This window comes from Blautia sp. DFI.9.10 (genome assembly GCF_024461705.1).
Taxonomy (GTDB): Bacteria; Bacillota; Clostridia; order Lachnospirales; family Lachnospiraceae; genus Blautia_A; species Blautia_A fusiformis.
Genome location: NZ_JANGAA010000007.1, coordinates 28,778 through 48,543 on the forward strand (window position 1 = coordinate 28,778; position 19,766 = coordinate 48,543).

At 43.0% G+C, this 19,766-nt stretch carries 15 protein-coding genes, 1 pseudogene and 1 CRISPR repeat array; of the genes and pseudogenes, 15 read left to right on the top strand and 1 reads right to left on the bottom strand.

What is annotated here, in order from left to right; translation table 11 throughout:
* Positions 1-839: 839 nt before the first annotated feature.
* From cas9 to NE671_RS06075, 5 genes are all read left to right on the top strand, one after another.
* On the top strand, positions 840-4,958 hold the full coding sequence (cas9, locus tag NE671_RS06055) for a type II CRISPR RNA-guided endonuclease Cas9 (protein WP_256163772.1): 4,119 nt from the start codon (positions 840-842) through the stop codon (positions 4,956-4,958).
* Positions 4,959-4,971: 13 nt separating this feature from the next.
* The gene (gene cas1 / locus NE671_RS06060) at positions 4,972-5,847 is read left to right on the top strand and encodes a type II CRISPR-associated endonuclease Cas1 (protein ID WP_147602897.1); all 876 of its coding nucleotides are present in this window, start codon (positions 4,972-4,974) and stop codon (positions 5,845-5,847) included.
* Between the two features lie 4 nt (positions 5,848-5,851).
* The gene (cas2, locus tag NE671_RS06065; RefSeq protein ID WP_147602898.1) at positions 5,852-6,157 is read left to right on the top strand and encodes a CRISPR-associated endonuclease Cas2; all 306 of its coding nucleotides are present in this window, start codon (positions 5,852-5,854) and stop codon (positions 6,155-6,157) included.
* Positions 6,154-6,831, top strand: a complete 678-nt coding sequence (gene csn2, locus NE671_RS06070; RefSeq protein ID WP_147602899.1) for a type II-A CRISPR-associated protein Csn2 — start codon at positions 6,154-6,156, stop codon at positions 6,829-6,831. The genes cas2 and csn2 overlap by 4 nt, the downstream gene beginning before the upstream one ends.
* A 49-nt stretch (positions 6,832-6,880) precedes the next feature.
* Positions 6,881-7,378: a CRISPR direct-repeat array (repeat unit 36 nt; unit sequence GTTTGAGAGTCTTGTTAATACGGAAGGATTTCAAAC).
* Positions 7,379-7,388: 10 nt separating this feature from the next.
* Positions 7,389-7,610: a hypothetical protein gene (locus NE671_RS06075; protein ID WP_147602900.1), complete on the top strand. Its 222-nt coding sequence runs from the start codon at positions 7,389-7,391 to the stop codon at positions 7,608-7,610.
* Between the two features lie 92 nt (positions 7,611-7,702).
* On the opposite strand, the gene NE671_RS06080 is transcribed toward NE671_RS06075, so the two are convergent.
* Positions 7,703-8,218 (bottom strand): DUF2798 domain-containing protein, encoded by a 516-nt coding sequence (locus tag NE671_RS06080; protein WP_173740653.1) that lies wholly within the window; start codon positions 8,216-8,218, stop codon positions 7,703-7,705.
* A 638-nt stretch (positions 8,219-8,856) separates the two neighbouring features.
* Here NE671_RS06080 and NE671_RS06085 point away from each other — a divergent pair.
* From NE671_RS06085 to NE671_RS06125, 10 genes and pseudogenes are all read left to right on the top strand, one after another.
* Positions 8,857-9,060, top strand: coding sequence for a hypothetical protein (locus NE671_RS06085; RefSeq protein WP_244095977.1), 204 nt, complete (start codon positions 8,857-8,859; stop codon positions 9,058-9,060).
* The gene (locus tag NE671_RS06090) at positions 9,041-9,271 is read left to right on the top strand and encodes a hypothetical protein (protein ID WP_244095976.1); all 231 of its coding nucleotides are present in this window, start codon (positions 9,041-9,043) and stop codon (positions 9,269-9,271) included. The genes NE671_RS06085 and NE671_RS06090 overlap by 20 nt, the downstream gene beginning before the upstream one ends.
* 261 nt (positions 9,272-9,532) lie before the next feature.
* On the top strand, positions 9,533-10,309 hold the full coding sequence (locus NE671_RS06095; protein ID WP_147602902.1) for a ZIP family metal transporter: 777 nt from the start codon (positions 9,533-9,535) through the stop codon (positions 10,307-10,309).
* A 169-nt stretch (positions 10,310-10,478) separates the two neighbouring features.
* On the top strand, positions 10,479-11,456 hold the full coding sequence (locus NE671_RS06100) for a helix-turn-helix domain-containing protein (protein WP_244095975.1): 978 nt from the start codon (positions 10,479-10,481) through the stop codon (positions 11,454-11,456).
* Positions 11,457-11,459: 3 nt separating this feature from the next.
* Positions 11,460-12,008 carry an ABC transporter transmembrane domain-containing protein gene (locus NE671_RS15925; protein ID WP_330605318.1) on the top strand — a complete coding sequence of 183 codons (549 nt, stop codon included), beginning with the start codon at positions 11,460-11,462 and terminating at the stop codon, positions 12,006-12,008.
* Entirely contained in the window at positions 12,005-13,210 is a 1,206-nt protein-coding gene (locus NE671_RS06105) for an ABC transporter ATP-binding protein (protein WP_330605317.1), read from the top strand. The genes NE671_RS15925 and NE671_RS06105 overlap by 4 nt, the downstream gene beginning before the upstream one ends.
* Positions 13,207-14,940: an ABC transporter ATP-binding protein gene (locus NE671_RS06110; RefSeq protein ID WP_256163773.1), complete on the top strand. Its 1,734-nt coding sequence runs from the start codon at positions 13,207-13,209 to the stop codon at positions 14,938-14,940. Before NE671_RS06105 ends, NE671_RS06110 begins: the two co-directional genes overlap by 4 nt.
* Positions 14,941-15,376: 436 nt before the next feature.
* A pseudogene (gene cls / locus NE671_RS06115) lies at positions 15,377-16,934 on the top strand (cardiolipin synthase).
* Between the two features lie 17 nt (positions 16,935-16,951).
* Positions 16,952-17,941 (top strand): choloylglycine hydrolase, encoded by a 990-nt coding sequence (bsh, locus tag NE671_RS06120; protein ID WP_256163774.1) that lies wholly within the window; start codon positions 16,952-16,954, stop codon positions 17,939-17,941.
* Positions 17,942-18,163: 222 nt separating this feature from the next.
* Positions 18,164-19,720 (top strand): ABC-F family ATP-binding cassette domain-containing protein, encoded by a 1,557-nt coding sequence (locus NE671_RS06125; protein ID WP_021652255.1) that lies wholly within the window; start codon positions 18,164-18,166, stop codon positions 19,718-19,720.
* The last annotated feature ends 46 nt before the right edge of the window (positions 19,721-19,766 follow it).

Here is a 19,766-nt window from a genome sequence, read left to right on the forward strand (position 1 = left end):
AATACCGCGATAACGAGATTACAATCTCGTCCAGAAACAACAGCAACAAACAAGAGAGTATGTAAATCTTATTCTAGATAAAATGAAAGATATGGTGGATTTTGGGGTTAGTGTCAAAACAGCAGCTGATATTAACCAATTAATCAGAAATCGCAAAAAATGGATAGAATGCATGAATTATCGCGAAATTGCATTTTTGTCCCGGTGATTCCCCTGCTGCTTGTGGTCGGCATCAGTCTCCTGTTATGTACGGTGATTACCTGGATGGTTCTGGAGAAGAAAGGAACGATTGTGGAGAGAATGAAGGGGGAGTGATTGAGCAGTATGCAGACGAACAGGAACTGGCTGCACTGTGAGCCTTGTCCATGCTGGATAGCCAGTTTATAATACACTTCCCGGGAAAGCCGGGCGATAGATGAAGCCTATCCGCTCTGGTGAAAAGGTAAGAGTTACAAATTATTTTTTATAATTCAGAAGCGCTACAATGGGTAAGGTCATAAAATCACCATGAATTCTTGGTATGTACTCATAAGCGTCCCCCTTTTCTGACAGGAATCGTACGGAGTGAACAGTAACCTGAGAAGTGCAATCAGCATAGAGTGTAAATGTTGTGAAAAAATGATAAAAATAAATATAAATACATAAAAAAATGGTTAAAATGACTAAGGTATGATAGAATAATAGAAAACAAAAAAGCCGTTGCACACGACTTTTTTATGCCGCACCCTGCGGCGCCAGAAGGCGGTTTCGGGTTTCCCCTTATTTGAACTCGTCTTGTTAATACATGATTACCATAGCATCAGAAATTTCAAATGTCAATATATTTTGGAGGCTTTTTTATGAATTCTGATAAAAGAGAAGATTATTATGTGGGATTAGATATGGGTACGGGATCATTGGGTGGTGCTGTTACGGATACACAGTATCATCTGTTGAAAGTAAAAGGAAAAGATTTTTGGTTTGTAAGGGAATATGAAACTGCAAAATCCCAATTAGACAGAAGAACCCATCGGATCGCAAAAAGAAGGTTACAGCGTCATAAGGCGAGGATCGGATTGATCCGGTCATATTTTGCAGAGGATGTACTGAAACATGATCCACTGTTTTATATTCGACAGGATAACAGCAAATATTACCAGGAAGATAAAGATGCCAGACTGACTACAAAAGACAGCCTTTTTGCAGACCCGGGTTATGGAGACAAAGAATATCACGATGACAAAGAATACCCTACGATTTTTCATCTGCGGCAGGCACTTTTAAGAGATCAAATAAAAGACGAAGAGAGATATTCACGCTTCCTGTATCTGGCGATTATCAACATGTTCGAACATCGTGGACACTTTCTTTTGAATACAGAATCCAGTGATCTGAATGCAGATATGATAAAAGATGTAGGTGAACTGGTGATGAATGCTATCTGTGGTGTTTCGGAATATGGTTCGGTTACCTATAAGGAAATCATAGAAATTCTGGAAGATAAGAATATTTCAAGGACTGCTAAGAAGGATCAGATAGCATCTAAAGTCGATATCAAAAAATCGGAGAAAGCACAGATGGAACGGATCAAATGCCTGTGCGGTATGGAAGCAGATGCCAGAGTCATGTTTGAACTCGAGGCAGATGAAAAGATTAAGATCGCATTTCAGCAGGCTGCTTTTGAAGATGAGAAAGAAGAAATCGAAGTTGCGATTGGAGAAGACCGCTATCTGATCATAGAAAATATGAAACAACTGTATGATTACAGTCAGCTGCAGTCTGTATTGAATGGATTCGATTATCTTTCAGACGCCAGAGTGCAGATGTACGAAAAACATAAAGAAGATCTGCATCTTTTGAAAAAGGTATATAGAAAAAATCTGGATCGGGAAATGTATGATAGGATGTTCCGCTCAGGAGAAGAGGGAAGTTATTGTGCGTATTCCAATTCCACGAATTCAGTGGATTCTCTGGCAGAAGCGAAAAAGTACAGAAGAAATATGAAAAAAAGAAGCCAGAAAGATCTCTATGACAGGATCAAGAAAGATCTGAAAGAGGTTCATGACGCGGATGCAGATGCTATTCGCAAAGAGATGGAATTAGAACGTTTTCTGCCCAAGCAGATTACCGGTGCAAATGGAATCATTCCAAACCAGGTACACCGAAAAGAATTAAAGAAAATTCTTGAAAATGCAGAGCACCATCTCGATTTTCTAAAAGAAAAAGATGAAAGTGGATATACGGTATCTGAGCGGATCCTGATGCTGTTTTCCAGTAACATTCCATACTATGTCGGACCTGTAGGCAGCGGATCAAAAACAGGATGGGCAAAGATACAGGAATCAGGACAGGTATTACCTTGGAATATGGAACAGAAGATTGATATGGAACAGACTTCAGAACGTTTTATCACGAATCTCATCCGGGAATGTACGTACCTTTCCGGAGAAAAAGTCTTGCCAAAGCAGTCTTTATTATATGAGAGCTATTGCGTTCTCAATGAAATTAATAATTTACGCATTCATGGAAAACGAATCGTACCGGAATTAAAACAGGATATCTACAGGGAAGTATTCCAGGGCGCCAGACTGGGAAAGAAAGTTACAAAAAAGAATATTTGCACATATTTGATAAACAGAGGACTGATTACGGAAGAATCTGAAGTTTCAGGTATTGACAAAGAGATCAATGCGTACTTGCCATCTTATGGAAAAATGTATGGCGTTTTTGGAGAACGTCTGAGAGAAGAAGCAGTTCAAGAGATAGCAGAAAAAATTATTTATTACGGAACCATCTATGGGGATGCCAAGGCGATGTTCCGAAAAAAACTGAATCAGTATGTTTCTGACGGATGGATGACAGAATCCCAGGCAAAGCGAGTTTCCGGTTATAAATTTAAGGACTGGGCAAGACTTTCCAGAAGTATGTTATGTCTGAGCGGATGTGATAAAAGCACAGGTGAGAAAATTTCTCTGATCCGGGCCATGTGGGAACATAATCTGAACTTTATGGAGTTAATCTACAGCGAAGATTTTACTTTTCAAAAAGAACTGGAAGAGAGAAGAAAAGCGTTAGGAAAAACCTTGCAGGAATTTCAATTTGAAGATCTGGACGAGTACTATTACAGTGCACCTGTGAAACGTATGATCTGGCAGGCTGTTCAGGCATTAAAAGAAATTACGCAGATCATGGGACATAATCCAAAACGTATCTTTATTGAGATGACTAGAACAGAAGAAGAAAAAGGAGAACAGGGAAGAAAGAATTCAAGAGAAAAACGTCTGTTAAAATTGTATGAAAGCATCAGGGACGAAAGAAACTGGGCCGCAGAAATAAAAAATGCAAATGCATCCGGAAAATTAAACAGTAAAAAAATGTATCTTTATTATCTGCAGATGGGAAGGGATGTATATACGGGAGAACCCATTGATATTGAAGATCTATTTGATGACAGCAGATATGATATCGATCATATTTATCCAAGAAGCTTGACAAATGACAATAGTATTGAAAATAATCTTGTTCTGGTGTCAAAAACAATCAACCAGAACGAGAAAAAGAATGATTATCCGCTCCCGGAAAAGGTCAGAACGAATAAAAAAGTCCGGGATCTGTGGCATACATTTCATAAAATGGGATTTATGAATGATGAAAAATACAATCGCCTGACATCCACGGAACGTCTGTCAGAAGATCAGCTTGCCGGATTTATCGCAAGACAGTTGGTAGAAACTGCACAGGGAGCAAAAGGAATCGCAGAGCTTCTGAAGGCGATGCTACCGGGAACGGATATTGTATATGCGAAGGCAAGAAATGTATCTGACTTCAGAAAAGAATACAAGATGCTAAAAAGCAGATTAGTCAATGATTATCATCACGCACAGGATGCATATTTGAATATTATCGTAGGAAATGTTTATTTTATGAAATTCACCAGAAATCCTATGAATTTTGTAAAGAAAGAAGCAAGACGTGAAGGCAGAAACTATGATTATAATCTGTACAAAATGTACAGTAAAGATATCATAAGAAATGGAGAAAAAGCTTGGATCGCAACAAGCGAACAGGGACCGGGAACGATTCGTCAGGTAAAGGAAACGATGGGAAGGAATACGCCGATCATTACAAGACAGGCATTTGAACAGAGGGGAGAATTGTTTAATCTTCAGCCGGTTGGAAAGTATTCTGCTAATAAGGATAATTATGTTCCACTAAAAATATATGATGAAAAAATGCAGGACGTATGCAAATATGGTGGTTACACTTCTCTGAATCCTTCCTATTTTATCTTTATAGAACATGGACCGGAAAAAAAGAGAAAGAAATGTTTTGAAGTGATACATAGCTATTATGCTGCTCAGATAAAAACGGAAAAGGATTTGATTGATTTTCTGCTACAAAAAGGCTATAAAAATCCAAGAGTGATAAATGACGGGATAAAAAAGAATGCACTCATAAAATACAATGGATATTTCTTATACATTATTGGAATGGATGCAAGAAAAAATATTGAATTTTCCAATGCAACAGCAATGTGCTTGAAGAATAAATATATACAATATGTTTGCAAGCTGGAAAAAATGAATAAGGCGATTTTGTTATCAGAAAAACAGAAAACAAATTTACACTGGGATGAAAGAATCACCTGTGAAAGCAATCTGGAACTGTACAGAGAACTTACAGAAAAACATTTGCATTCCATCTATCAAAGACATCCAAGAAGCATAGGAAAGTGTCTTGCAGAGGGAGAAGGAGCATTTAAGCTTCTTGATATCGAAGAACAGGTGAAGATCTTATGTGATATCGTTCAGTATACATCCTTTCAGAGAGGAGTCTTCTCATTGAAAGTTCTTGGAGGACCCAAAGAGGTAGGAAGAATCCGAATATCCGGAAATATGACAGAGGCAAAAGAATGTAAACTTATCAATTATTCGATTACCGGTATGTATAAAACAGAAATGGATTTACTGAAAAAATAAGGGAGGGATAAGTATGAGCTGGCGGACGGTGATCATATCCAGCACGGCGAAGCTGGATTACCAGATGGGATATCTGGTGATCCGAAAAGATGATGTGACAAAGATTCATCTTTCGGAAATTGAAACAGTAATGATAGAATCCACATCGGTGTCACTGACCGCGACCCTCTTATGTGAGCTGACAAAGAAAAAGATCAAAGTGATTTTCTGTGATGAAAAGAGAAATCCTTCGTCAGAACTCATCAGTTACTATGGAGCGCATGATACCTCATTAAAAGTCAGGAATCAGATTGCATGGAACGATGATATAAAAAAACATGTATGGACAGAAATTGTGGCGGAGAAAATACGGATACAGGCGTTGCATCTGCAGCATTGGAAACGAGAGGAAGCAGATCTGCTTTATCAGTATATCAACGAAATAGAATTTGGGGATGTTACGAATCGGGAAGGGCATGCGGCGAAAGTTTACTTTAATGCTCTGTTTGGTATGGATTTTACCAGAAGTGCGGAAAATGTTACGAATGCTGCGCTGAATTATGGTTATTCACTGCTGTTGTCAACATTTAATCGCTGCGTGGTGGCCAATGGGTATATCACACAGCTGGGGCTTTTCCATGATAATGTATTTAATCAGTTCAATCTGGCCTGTGATCTGATGGAACCGTTTCGCCCGCTTGTGGATCTGAAAGTGAAAAAGATGGCCTTCCCGTTTTTTGAAAAGGAAGAAAAACATGAGATGGTTTCGTTACTAAAAGAAGAAGTAACAATCGGTAACCGAAACGAGTATTTGACGAATGCGATAAAAATATATACCAGGAGTGTCTTTGATGCATTAAATGATAACGATGTATCGCAGATAAAATTTTATAGGACAAATGAGTTATAGATATATGAGAGTAATGGTATTTTTTGATCTTCCGGTTATCACCAGTGCAAACCGTAAAGATTACAGGGATTTTCACAAGTATCTGATAAAGACAGGATTTCTGATGATGCAGGAATCGGTGTACTGTAGGCTGGCACAAAATTTCACAATGGCAGATGCAATTGTGGAAAATATCAGGAAAAATAAGCCTGCGGATGGACTGGTACAGGTGCTGAAGATAACGGAGAAGCAATTTGGAAAAATGGAATTTATTGTTGGAACGAAAAAAAGCGAAATTCTCGACACAGACGAAAGAGTGGTGATCATATGAAACTTGTGAATCCCAGATTAGGATTGGAAGTGGAGTTATCCGAAAATCAGGTTTTGAACATAACCGTTGAATCACCGGTAAAATTTTCAGAGGTTGTATATCATATTTGCAGACAGGCAGGAGGAGAAGAAGGAGAATTCATCCTTTCGGATATTGAAAAGGAACTGTCTATGGGAAAAAGGACGGTAGTGATTAATAATCCGTTGACGGTTAATTGTGAGGAAAAAAGGATTCTATCTCAGCTTTATAAAAATCTTTCAGAAAAAATATTAGAAGATCATTTTGAAGAATTTGCGACTGTGAATCAGAAGGTTATCCAGTTTATGGATAAGGTTACGAGTTCTTCCGAATATAATCTGACATATGATGTTGATTTTCAGGCAGCAGGTCTGATAAAATATTGTAATGTACATATGGATTCCTGTTATGATAATCTGACTGAAAAGTTTATAGACTATCTGAGAACCATGAAGCAGATCTGTAATGTTGATATTGTTTTTGTGTTGAATCTGAAGCAATATTTCAGTACCGAGGATCTGAGAGAAATCTATAAACACTGTTTTTATACGAAGATGTATCTGATTAATCTGGAAGGAGTAAAATCAGACCCCATCGAAAGTGACAGATATGTTATTATAGATAAAGATCTTTGTGTGCTGGACCTTGTGTATTAACAACCTTCTATTGCAAGAAGATAACGACTCGGCGAGAACCGGATTTGAGGTTTGAGAGTCTTGTTAATACGGAAGGATTTCAAACATAAAACCGGGATTTTGTGCGGTTTGATGTGTTTGAGAGTCTTGTTAATACGGAAGGATTTCAAACTATTCACATCGGTTTCCGTATTCATCAACGGTTTGAGAGTCTTGTTAATACGGAAGGATTTCAAACCGGTCAGAGAAACGGAAAACTACGGAGAAAGTTTGAGAGTCTTGTTAATACGGAAGGATTTCAAACCGATCAGCTGGTCTCCGTCTTCTGTGAAGTGTTTGAGAGTCTTGTTAATACGGAAGGATTTCAAACGCAATAGCGCGGAAGGTTTCACTCTTTTTCGTTTGAGAGTCTTGTTAATACGGAAGGATTTCAAACAACATTCTGCGAACTGAAATGAATGTATCTGTTTGAGAGTCTTGTTAATACGGAAGGATTTCAAACTTAAAATTCCTTGATAACTCCCCGGCTTTGGTTTGAGAGTCTTGTTAATACGGAAGGATTTCAAACAACAATTACGATGTTGCTGATCACAGCAGTATTGCTGGTATCTGTTCTTATGACAGGGTGTACCAGCCTGACAGAGCCAAAGAACAGCACCCCATCCGGGACAGACGCGCTCACCGAATCAGACGGCTTTGGCGTGTACATCAAGCTGGAACGCGATGACACCAGCTCTATCGCCCTTCGGGGATTCCTGGATTATGAAAGACTGGTATGCGAAAAAGATAGTTACATTTGAAAATAGAAATATGGAAGAATAAATGATAAGACCTCCTGTGTGGAAAAAGATAACTCACAGGAGGCACTATAGTATACGGTATCATCAATAGATTATTCTGCAAATCCCTGCCGTTCCATTTCGTTTTCGACTTTAGATTCATTTCCTTGGTTGGTGGAGGCGAACAGGTGGCGGAATATGAAGCGGCAGAACGGACCAACAACCAAGAGTTGCAGTGGGTAAGCCATAATGAAGTTCAGGCAGATAGTCTGGAGCCAGATAAAAATCAGGTTTGAAGTGATTCCTGATGATTCGATGGTTCCAAGCAGGCTCATAAGTGGCACCATTGTGCAGACCGTGAAGGTCTGGATGCAGAGGATGATGAAGATTGGTCGGTCAGTTGGTTTTGCTATGCGGAATGCGAAGTATTTGGATGTTTTGCTGGCGATGAAGAATGCACAGAGAAGCCCGATGAACCATTCCAATGGGAAAGAATGCAGTGCATGTTTGAAGGTAGCAGCCTGAAGTCCGCCGGTGTGGATGGCGACATTATAAGCACCCATGATAAAAATCATACAACCGGATGTGATAAGAGTAAAAATGAATTCCTGAAATTTTGTTTTTGGCATAGTAAGCCCTCCTTAAAAAAATAATAAAAAAATTCATATAAACACAAAAATGTCGCCTATCCGTCTGACAATGGATAAGCGACATTTTATGTCATATTTATTTTATCAGGTATTGGAGTTCGATGTCATAGGGATTTTGCACAAAATATAAATGAAAAGCAAAAAATCCTGTAGAATCTTTATGAAAGCTTTGCAGAATAATTAGTACTAAGAACTGGCACGAAAAAGTGTCTAAAGTATTTCAAAAGTGTAAAATGTGAGACAGCTTTCTAAGACATAAAGGTGGGAATGTAATATAAAAACAGGAATATAATAGATACTGACGGATGTTCGAAAAAAGCACTTGCCTTTTATAAAGGCTTATGTTAGAACGTCTGCTAGTGATCAGGTTGCAGAGACTTGCGATGCCTGTGACCGGACGGAGGACCTGAGGGTCCTCCTTTTTTCTGTACACGCAGATTTTTATAGCAGGTGAAAAATGACAGAAAAAGCATTAAAACCGATAAAACCATTAAGAAATATATCATTGAAACCCACGTTTGTAACTTTTCTTTGAAACTCATTGACAGGGGCGAATGCAAAGAGTATAGTTATGACCGAAAAAACAAAAGTGGTCAAAACGATTTGGAGGTTATCACTTGGCGTTTACAGAACAGAAAAATGAAATGATCCGTAAGGATTTGTTAGACGAAGCGTTGCGTTGTGCCGTGACCATCGGGGTGCGAAAAACATCGGTGGAACAGCTCACTCATTCTTGCCGCCTGCAAATACCTTTCCGATACCAAAGCTATGACCTTCATCGAAAACAATGCGGAGTATTTGTTGCGGCGGATACCATCTGACATCAAAGCTGACCACTATCACGATGACGGAGTTCATATTCGCCAAATTCTGGAGGCAAGTGGACTTGTGCTGAAAGGCGGAATGGATCTGGCTGCCGCCACCATCCGTGGACTGACCTTAACTGTCTCCCATCAGGGGGAAATCGACGAACTGTATCCGCAGGTGTTGGAAATGCTGGTGCATAGTGCTTGCAGGGAATTATTTGATTAAATCGAAAAGCTGCCGTCTGGCGGCTTTTTAAAAGATAGCAAGTTAGAGGAGACTAATCAGTGCGCAGGAGTGATATTATGAAGGTAACATTTTGGAATCGCACAGCGAAAATCTATGACCACTTTATGAAGAAAGACCACAAGGCATATAAGCAAATGTAAGTGCGATTATAGCATATGTGGAGACAGGGATGAATATCTGAAAGAGCCCCCCGAATATGTGAATGGGTGCTCATTGCTGTTTATCAGGAGGAATTGATATATGACGATTATTTATGGAATCCTGCTCCCGTTTTTCGGAACTGTAATGGGAGCCGGATGCGTATTCTTTTTGAAAAGATCACTTGGAACGCAAGTGCAGCGGGCATTGACCGGCTTTGCCGCCGGGGTTATGGTGGCGGCCTCTATCTGGAGTTTGCTGATTCCATCTATGGAACAGGCGGCGGATATGGGCAAAGGTGCGGTGATTCCTGCCGCAGCCGGTTTCTGGCTTGGCATCCTGTTCCTGCTGATTTTGGATAGGCTCATCCCACACCTGCACCGCAATGCTGACCAGCCGGAAGGTGTAAAAAGTGGATTTGGCAGGACAACTATGCTGCTGCTGGCAGTAACGCTCCATAACATTCCCGAAGGAATGGCAGTAGGCGTGGTCTATGCAGGCCTTTTGACCGGAAACGGTGAAATTACAGCCGCGGGTGCGTTGGCATTATCTCTCGGTATCGCCATTCAAAACTTCCCGGAGGGTGCCATTATCTCTATGCCTCTGCGGGCAGAGGGAATGAAGAAAGGGCAAGCCTTTCTAAGCGGTGTCCTATCCGGCATTGTAGAGCCACTGGGGGCGGTGTTAACAATTCTTGCAGCACAGTTTGTTGTCCCCGCTTTGCCGTATTTGCTGAGTTTTGCCGCAGGAGCTATGCTCTATGTGGTAGTGGAAGAACTGATTCCTGAGATGTCTGCTGGAAAGCATTCCAACATCGGTACAGTATTCTTTGCGTTGGGATTCAGCGTGATGATGGTACTGGATGTGGTGCTGGGATAAGAATTTCAGCTTTGCTGCAAATATTTTTTACCAAATGGAGCGAAAAAAGCGGATCGGATTAGAAAGTAAACTGTAAAATGAATATAATTACTACGGAAGCCGTGAAAACCGGCTTTCCTTAATCAATGCAAGTTAGCTACCTATAACTTGCCTTTGAGGAGGTGTTAATTTGGAAAATGAATATAGTCCCTGGGCAATGTTTCACAGTACGGACCTGGGTGACAATCTGGAAGAAATGGTGGAGACTGAGGATTGCAAGGTGCTGCGGATGAACGATCCCAGCGGCGATGGACTTATGACCATTTATCGGGTATTTGACGGTGTGTACCTGATATATAACGATTTTCACATGACCCATTGTTACAGCCGTTTTAACAGTTCGTCCCGCATCTTCAGCATTGACCATTGTCGGGAAGGACGTATTGAGCATCGGACGGACAAAGATATGCGGTATTACATGGAACAGGGCGATTTGCGAATGGATCGCCGGGTGCATCACAGCGGCGATATGTATTTTCCTGTGTCTCACTATCATGGTATCACGGTTGGCTTCTTCCTCGATCATGCGGAACAATCCGTGCGGGAGGCAATGCCTGGTGTGTCCTTTGACTTATCGGAACTGGCAGACAAATTCTGCGGTAAGGACAGTATCTATATCCTGCGCAAACACCCTTCCATTGAGCATATCTTCTCGGAGCTTTACAATGTTCCGGCAAAGATACGCATGGACTATTTCAAAATTAAGGTCATGGAGCTGCTGGTGTTCCTGCGGGCTTTGGAACTGTCTGAGTACAAGGATGAACGCCCGTACTTCTATTCCAGCCAGGCTGAGAAGATCAGGGCGGTACATAAGCTGCTGACTAACGATTTGACCCGAAATTACACCACCGAAGAACTGGCAAAGCAATTTGATCTCAGCACATCGGCCCTGAAAAACGGCTTCAAGGGTGTGTATGGCAGCCCCATCTATACCTATATCCGCAACTACAAGATGAATGTGGCAGCGTCCATGCTGGTAACAGACCGTAAAAAGCGGATTATTGAGATTGCATCTGCTGTCGGCTACGATAACCCAAGTAAATTTGCAGCGGCTTTCAGGGAAATCTTTGATACGACCCCTGCTGAATACAGAAATGACAGGAGATAGAACATGAACACAAAAATGAAACGCTCCACAGCAACGTGGATCTGGGACTTTGCGGGAGAATATCGCTCCCGTTATGTACTCAGCGTTCTCAGTGCTGTGTGCGGCGTGATCTGCGGCCTTTTGCCCTATTTCGTCATGGCAAATATGATTGGCGATTTACTGGGTGGATGCCGGGACACGAATATTTACTTACAACACTGCCTTGTGATGGCGCTTCTTTGGGTGGGGCGATGCGGCTTTCACAGCATTTCCACCACGCTTTCTCACAAGGCGACCTTTGCGGTGTTGGGTAACATCTGCAAACGGGTATGTGAGAAGCTGACTCGTGTGCCGCTGGGCACGGTGCTGGATATGCCCTCCGGTTCGGTGAAAAATGTACTGGTGGAGCGCATCGACAGCATCGAGACCACTATGGCGCATATCACTCCCGAATTTACATCAAACCTGTTGGTGCCTATTGCCCTGCTGGTGTATCTCTTTGTACTGGATTGGCGCATGGCTCTGGCTGTGCTGGTAACAGTGCCATCGGATTCGGGTGCTATGCAGGAATGACCCGTGGCTATGCGGAAAGCTATCAGAACACCGTGGATAAAACCAAGATACTCAATGATACTGCGGTAGAGTATATCAACGGCATTGAGGTCATCAAAGCGTTTGGCAAGGCACAAAGCTCCTATGAAAAATTCGTGGTCGCCGCCAAAGAGGGCGCAAGCTGTTATGTGGAATGGATGCGGCGATGCAATATCTATTTCTGCCTTGCCATGTCCATTTTCCCGGCGACCATGGTGGCGGTTCTTCCCATCGGCGGTCTGCTGTTCCGTGCCGGTACGCTGGATGCCAATACCTTTATTCAGGTCATTTTGTTGATCGCATCCCTGATCACCGTTATGTCCTACGGCGACGATCTGGCAAAGCTGAGTACCATCATCGGAGAAGTGACCGGTGTTTTAGAGCAGGAGGAGCAGACCCGCCCGCAGGTTTCCGCAGCTCAGCCGAAAAATAACGATATTACGCTGCATGACGTGACCTTCGGTTACCACGAGAAAGAGGTGCTTCATGGCATCAACATGACCATTCGGGAAGGCACGGTCAACGCCCTCGTTGGTCCTTCCGGCAGCGGGAAATCCACCATTGCAAAACTCATTGCGGGACTGTGGGATGTGGACGGAGGCAGTATTTCTTTCGGTGGCGTGGATATTCGCCAAATGACCCAGCAGGACTACAATCGGTACATTGCCTATGTCTCTCAGGACAATTATCTGTTTGACACCACCGTCATGGAAAATATTCGTATGGGCAATCAGAGCGCAACGGACGAAGAAGTTATTGAGGCGGCCCAGAACAGCGGTTGCCATGACTTTATTATGAGTTTGGATCACGGCTACCAGACCATTGTGGGCGGTGCCGGTGGGCATCTCTCCGGTGGCGAGCGTCAGCGTATCGCCATTGCCCGTGCCATGTTGAAAAACGCTCCTATCGTCATTCTGGACGAGGCAACAGCTTTTACCGATCCGGAAAATGAAGCCCTCATTCAGTCCTCCGTAGCCAAGCTGACAAAAGGAAAGACCCTGCTGGTCATAGCCCATAGGCTCTCCACTATCACCAACAGCGACCGGATATTTGTGGTGGAGGATGGCAATATCCGCTCCAGTGGTACCCACCAGGAGCTGCTGGAAAAGGACAGCCTGTACGCACAGATGTGGCGTTCTCATATTGCTGTGCGGGATATGGAGGAAGGAGGTGCAGCACAATGATCCGGATATTTAGACGTTTTTTCGATTTTTGCGGTGAGATCAACAAACGCAAATTTACAAAGTCCATTTTCCTCGGTGTGCTGAAGGCTCTGTTTGAGGCTTTGAAAATTCCGGCTATCGCCGTGACCTTACATGGCGTTTTGAGCGGAAATCTGACGGTAAAGAGTATCTTGCTGTCTTTCGGTATTATGTTGCTTAGTATCGCAGGCAATGCCTTTGCGAATTACCGCTCCACCATGCTCCAATGCGAGGCTGGCTACGGCACCTGTGCCGACAAACGCATTGAAATTGCCGAGCATTTGAAGTATCTCCCTATGGGCTACTTCAACCAAAACAGCCTTGGCTACATCACCTCCGTCGCCACCAACAGCATGGAGGCTCTGGCAGATGTTGCCACCCGTGTCGTCATGATGGTGACCCAGGGCATTTTGACCACGGCGGTAGTTGCGCTGATGATTTTGTACTTTGACCTGCGGATTGGCGGCATCGCAGTAATTGGTGTGCTCCTGTTTTTTGCCGTCAACAGCTGCTTGCAGAAGAAAGCAAAGACGGTCGCACCGGTAAAGGATGCTTCTGACCGCAAGCTGGTGGAAAAGGTGCTGGAGTACATTCAGGGTATTGCGGAAGTCAAGTCTTACAATCTGACCGGAGAAAAGAGCAAGGCCCTGAATCAGGCCATCGACGAAAACACAGCGGCAAACATAAAATCGGAGATTACTTTTGTCCCCATCATGTTCCTGCAAAGTCTGACAGCCAAGTTCATCGGCGTGGTCATTGCGGGCGTATCCGTTGCGTTTTATCTGAACGGCACAATGGAACTTCTGAACGCCGTGGTCATGGTCATTGCCGCCTTTATTCTGTTCGGCGCACTGGACAGTGCTGGCAGTTACTCGGCACTCCTGCGAAATGTTGACTTGAATGTAAGCAAGGCAAACTCTGTGCTGGATATGCCTACTATGGATATTGACGGAAAAGATATTACCCCGGATAGTTACGATATTGATGTGGAGAATGTGGAGTTCTCTTACGACAAGCGAAAGATTATTGACGGCATTTCCGTGCATATTCCGCAGAAAACCTCCACAGCCATCGTGGGTCCTTCCGGTGGTGGCAAAACAACGCTCTGCCATCTCATCGCCCGGTTCTGGGATATGGATAAGGGCTGCGTTAGCTTAGGAGGTGTGGATGTAAAGGAATACAGCATGGACAGTTTGATGCGCAATTTCAGCTTTGTGTTCCAGAGCGTCTATCTGTTCCAGGACACCATCGCCGACAATATCCGTTTCGGTCAGTCGGATGCACCGATGGAAAAGGTTATCGAAGCAGCGAAAAAGGCCTGCTGTCACGATTTCATCATGGCACTGCCCGATGGGTATGAAACCATTATCGGTGAGGGCGGCGCAAATCTTTCCGGCGGTGAAAAACAGCGCATTTCCATTGCCAGAGCCATTATGAAGGATGCCCCCATTGTCATTTTGGACGAGGCAACTGCCAATGTTGAGCCGGAAAGCGAGCAGGAGCTGACCAATGCCATTGAAGCACTGACCAAAGAGAAAACCATCATCATGATTGCCCATCGACTGAAAACCGTTCGCCACGCTGACAACATCCTCGTTATTGACGGTGGCAAAATTGTCCAAAGCGGTACTCACGAACAGCTCATGCAGCAAGGCGGTATCTATCGTAGATTTGTGGAGTCCAGAGAACTGGCCGTTGGCTGGAAAGTATAAAAGAAAGAAGAAAACAACAAGAACGACAACAAACTCCCAATCGTGGATTGCAACGGTGGAATTTTCCTTTTAAACCGTTAGAAATTGCAAAGATGTATCTGCATACTGCTGATTATAATATGAAAAAGCCATGTGGTATTTATGAACTGAAAAATATACAGAGTATATTGCGAAGAAAAATCGCATATGATATAATGCTCGCAGGCAAAAAAGAATTAAAGTGTTTATAACAGAAAAAGCAAAAGCCCTCGAAGTTGCAGCTTCCAGGGCTTTCTTCTTATTTCATTTTTTATTACAGTGGATAAGTAACCACCAGGTAAGAGCTGCGCTGTTTGCAGTACAAAAGATAATTGTTGAGTTTACTACGAAACAGGAATATTCAGTTAGGCTTACGCACAACAGAAAATTCTCATTCAATGCAGAAAGGGGCGGTTTTATGAGGCAGGATACACTGGAGGGCAGAGCAAAAACGAAAAACGGTGTCATTCGATTATGCTTTTCGGTGCTTTGTATTTTATTGGAAGCAGCTTTTATCATTATCGTGATCACAAGGCTGAATGAATATGCGGAGATCGTTAATCTGCTGACTAGAGTCTTTGCAGGAATTCTGGTTCTGGCACTATATGCATCCAATCAGACCTCTTCCATGAAAATGCCGTGGATCATTCTGATACTTGTGTTTCCGATCATGGGAGTAGCGCTGTATCTGCTGATCGGATTAAATGGCGGAACCCGTAAAATGCGAGAACGATATGCGGATATCGACAGAAAGCTTCTGCCGCTTCTGCCGGATAATCGGGAAAAACTGGAAAATATCAAAAATAAAATCCCCAAAGCAGGAAATATCAGTGAGTATATTTGGAAAAATGCAGGTTATCCCGTATACCAGAATACGGATATTGTTTATTATGATGAGGCGGTAAAGGGATTAGAAGCACAGTTATCAGCACTGTCAAAGGCTGAAAAGTTTATTTTTATGGAATACCATGCGATAGAAGATGCAGAGGCCTGGAAAAAGATCCAGAAAGTGCTGGAGGAGCGTGTACAGGCAGGCGTGGAAGTGCGAGTATTTTATGATGATATGGGCTCTATTGGCTTTATTAATACGGATTTTGTAAAAAAGATGGAGCGGATCGGAATCCACTGCCGGGTATTTAATCCGTTTATGCCGGGACTGAATGTATTTCTGAACAACCGTGATCATCGAAAAATAACTGTGATCGATGGAAAAGTAGCTTTCACAGGCGGCTATAATCTGGCAAATGAATAATTTTAATTACACCAATCCTTACGGACAATGGAAGGATACCGGGATCCGTCTTGAAGGCGATGCAGTTCAGTCGCTGACAGCAACATTCCTTGAAATGTGGAATGCAGCCAATGACAGGAATAATAATGAGGATTTCAGCAAATATTTTATAAGATCAGAATATAAGGCAACTCAGAACGGATTTGTACAGCCTTATGCAGATAGTCCAATGGATGATGAACAGGTAGGAGAGGAAGTTTATATCAGCATGATCAACAAAGCTGAAAAATACTGCTGGTTTATAACGCCATATCTGATCATTACGGATGAAATGACACATGCGCTGTGTCTTGCTGCAAAGAGGGGAGTTGATGTCAGGATCATTACACCGGGAATCCCGGATAAAAAAATGATTTACAGTGTTACACGTTCCTTTTATCATGGACTGGTTAAAAATGGAGTGCGGATCTACGAGTGGACACCTGGCTTCTGTCACGCCAAGATGAGCGTGGTAGATGACTGTATGGCAACCTGCGGAACCATAAATCTGGATTACAGAAGTCTTTATCATCATTTTGAAAACGGATGCTTTATGGCAGACAGTCCGGCTGTGTTATCTATAAGAAATGACCTGGAAGAAACAATGAAGGAATGTCGGGAAGTAACAGAACAATACCGTACAGGACGCAGTGCATATCTTCGTCTGGGACAGCTTTTCATGAGATTATTTGCAGGATTATTGTAAGGAAGAGGTGTAGATCTATGTGTACAGCAGCAACGTATCAGACAAAGGATTTTTATATGGGAAGAACTCTTGACTATGAGTTTTCCTATGGAGAAGAGGTGACCATAACCCCAAGAAATTATGAGTTCGATTTTCGATATGCAGGAAAATCAAAAACACATTATGCTCTCATAGGAATGGCGTTTGTAGCAGGAGATTATCCGCTTTATTATGACGCGGCTAATGAAAAGGGACTGGGTATGGCAGGACTTAACTTTGTGGGGAATGCGGCATATGCAGATGAAGTGACAGAGGCAGATAAGGATCTTGTCCAGGTGGCGCAATATGAATTTATTCCATGGATCCTTACCCAGTGTGCTTCGGTGGCTGAAGCAAGGAGGATGCTTTCCAATATGAAGCTTATGGGAACACCCTTCAGTGAACAGCTTCCAACGGCACAGCTTCACTGGATGATCGCAGACAAGGAGGAATGCATCGTTGTAGAATCCATGAAAGACGGAATGCACATCTATGACGGTCCTGTTGGCGTACTTACAAATAATCCTCCATTCCCCGGTCAGATGTTTGCACTTAACAATTATGCGGGTGTATCCAGAAAGCAGCCGGAAAGTACATTTGCAGGAGTGCTGGAGCTGGATCCATACAGCAGAGGAATGGGCGGAATGGGAATTCCGGGAGATCTTTCAAGCCAGTCAAGATTTGTAAAGGTTGCATTTACAAAATTAAACGCAATATCCGGAGATGGGGAAAACGAAAGTGTCAGCCAGTTTTTCCATATTTTAGGCTCTGTTGATCAGCAGCGGGGATGCTGTGAGGTATCAGAGGGCGCATATGAGATCACGATCTATACTTCATGCTGCAACACGACAAAGGGAATCTATTATTATACCACATATGATAATCACCAGATAACCGCAGTAGATATGTATGCGGAAAACCTTGATTCAGACAAGCTGATCCGTTATCCGATCATATTAAACGGTGAGATCCGATGGCATAATAAATAAGAACAGGATTTTTACAGAAGATAATGAGATAGGAAGATGGAAAATTATTCAATAGTATTCAGCAGCTTAACCGGTAATACAAAAAGCTGCCAGTCAGCCGATCGCAGTGTATACAGAGATTTGACTTTACAGCAGAGAAAAATATCAAGTATAATACTATAGCATTATTAAAAATCCCTTCCGGGAAAACAGAAAAACCACAATGATAAAGGAATATAACAAATGAGTATTTTAAATGTAGAACACCTGACCCACGGGTTTGGAGACAGAGCGATTTTCGAAGATGTATCTTTCCGGCTTCTTAAGGGAGAACACATCGGACTTGTAGGCGCTAATGGCGAAGGAAAGTCCACATTTATGAGTATCGTGACCGGAAAACTGATGCCGGATGAGGGCAAGGTAGAGTGGGCAAAAAATGTTCACGCAGGCTATCTGGATCAGCATGCAGTTCTGGAAAAGGGGATGACCATCGGCCAGGTGTTGAAATCCGCTTTTGATCCTCTTCTCAAAAAAGAAGAACGGATGAACGAGATCTGCGACAAGCTGGGAACTGCAGATCCTGACGAGATGGATGGTCTGATGGAAGAGCTTGGAACGATCCAGGACGAACTGACACTTCACGATTTTTATGCGATCGATGCCAAAGTGGAGGAGGTTGCCAGAGCTCTGGGCCTTCTGGATCTGGGGCTTGACCGTGATGTTACGGATCTAAGCGGCGGACAGAGAACCAAGGTACTTCTTGCGAAGCTTCTTCTTGAGAAGCCTGACATCCTGCTTCTGGATGAGCCTACAAACTATCTGGATGAGGAGCATATTGCATGGCTGAAAAGATATCTTCTGGATTATGAGAATGCCTTTATCCTTATTTCCCACGATATTCCCTTCCTGAATTCTGTAGTTAACATTATCTATCACATGGAAAATCAGGAACTGAACCGTTATGTAGGAGATTACGATCATTTCCAGGAGGTCTATGCGGTCAAGAAGGCACAGCTGGAGGCTGCTTACCGCAAACAGCAGCAGGAGATCAGTGAGCTGAAGGATTTCGTAGCAAGGAATAAGGCCCGTGTTTCCACAAGAAACATGGCTATGTCCCGCCAGAAAAAGCTGGACAAGATGGATGTGATCGAGCTGGCGGCAGAGAAGCCGAAGCCGGAGTTCAAATTCCGTTATGGCCGAACACCAGGAAAGATGCTTTTTGAGACACATGATCTTGTGATCGGTTATGATGAGCCGCTTTCCAAGCCGCTGAATTTTACTATGGAGCGAGGACAGAAGATCGCACTGGTGGGAACCAATGGAATAGGAAAAACAACACTTCTTCGAAGCCTTCTTGGATTGATTAAGCCTCTTTCCGGAAGTGTGGAGCAGGGCGAGAACCTTGAGATCGGATATTTTGAGCAGGAAGTTAAAGGTGAGAATCGAACTACCTGTATCGAAGAACTCTGGCAGGAATTTCCGTCATTTTCCCAGTATGAAGTGCGTTCCGCACTGGCGAAATGCGGCCTGACGACCAAGCATATTGAGAGCCAGGTACGAGTTTTAAGCGGTGGTGAGCAGGCAAAAGTGCGTCTTTGCAAGCTGGTGAACCGTGACACCAATATTCTTCTTCTGGACGAGCCTACCAATCATCTGGATGTAGATGCAAAAGACGAGCTGAAAAAAGCTCTCCGGGAATACCGCGGAAGTATCCTTCTCATCTGCCATGAACCGGAATTTTACCAGGATGTGGTAAATGAAGTCTGGGATATGAGCAAGTGGACAACCAAGATATTCTGATAATGGATATAGATGTATGGCAGAAAAGACCGATATAATTCGAAAA

Coding starts and splice junctions, on each gene's coding strand:
- cas9 (WP_256163772.1), top strand. CDS start 840: ATGAATTCTGATAAAAGAGAAGATTATTATGTGGGATTAGATATGGGT.
- cas1 (WP_147602897.1), top strand. CDS start 4,972: ATGAGCTGGCGGACGGTGATCATATCCAGCACGGCGAAGCTGGATTAC.
- cas2 (WP_147602898.1), top strand. CDS start 5,852: ATGAGAGTAATGGTATTTTTTGATCTTCCGGTTATCACCAGTGCAAAC.
- csn2 (WP_147602899.1), top strand. CDS start 6,154: ATGAAACTTGTGAATCCCAGATTAGGATTGGAAGTGGAGTTATCCGAA.
- NE671_RS06075 (WP_147602900.1), top strand. CDS start 7,389: ATGTTGCTGATCACAGCAGTATTGCTGGTATCTGTTCTTATGACAGGG.
- NE671_RS06080 (WP_173740653.1), bottom strand. CDS start 8,218: ATGCCAAAAACAAAATTTCAGGAATTCATTTTTACTCTTATCACATCC.
- NE671_RS06095 (WP_147602902.1), top strand. CDS start 9,533: ATGACGATTATTTATGGAATCCTGCTCCCGTTTTTCGGAACTGTAATG.
- NE671_RS15925 (WP_330605318.1), top strand. CDS start 11,460: ATGAACACAAAAATGAAACGCTCCACAGCAACGTGGATCTGGGACTTT.
- NE671_RS06105 (WP_330605317.1), top strand. CDS start 12,005: ATGACCCGTGGCTATGCGGAAAGCTATCAGAACACCGTGGATAAAACC.
- NE671_RS06110 (WP_256163773.1), top strand. CDS start 13,207: ATGATCCGGATATTTAGACGTTTTTTCGATTTTTGCGGTGAGATCAAC.
- bsh (WP_256163774.1), top strand. CDS start 16,952: ATGTGTACAGCAGCAACGTATCAGACAAAGGATTTTTATATGGGAAGA.
- NE671_RS06125 (WP_021652255.1), top strand. CDS start 18,164: ATGAGTATTTTAAATGTAGAACACCTGACCCACGGGTTTGGAGACAGA.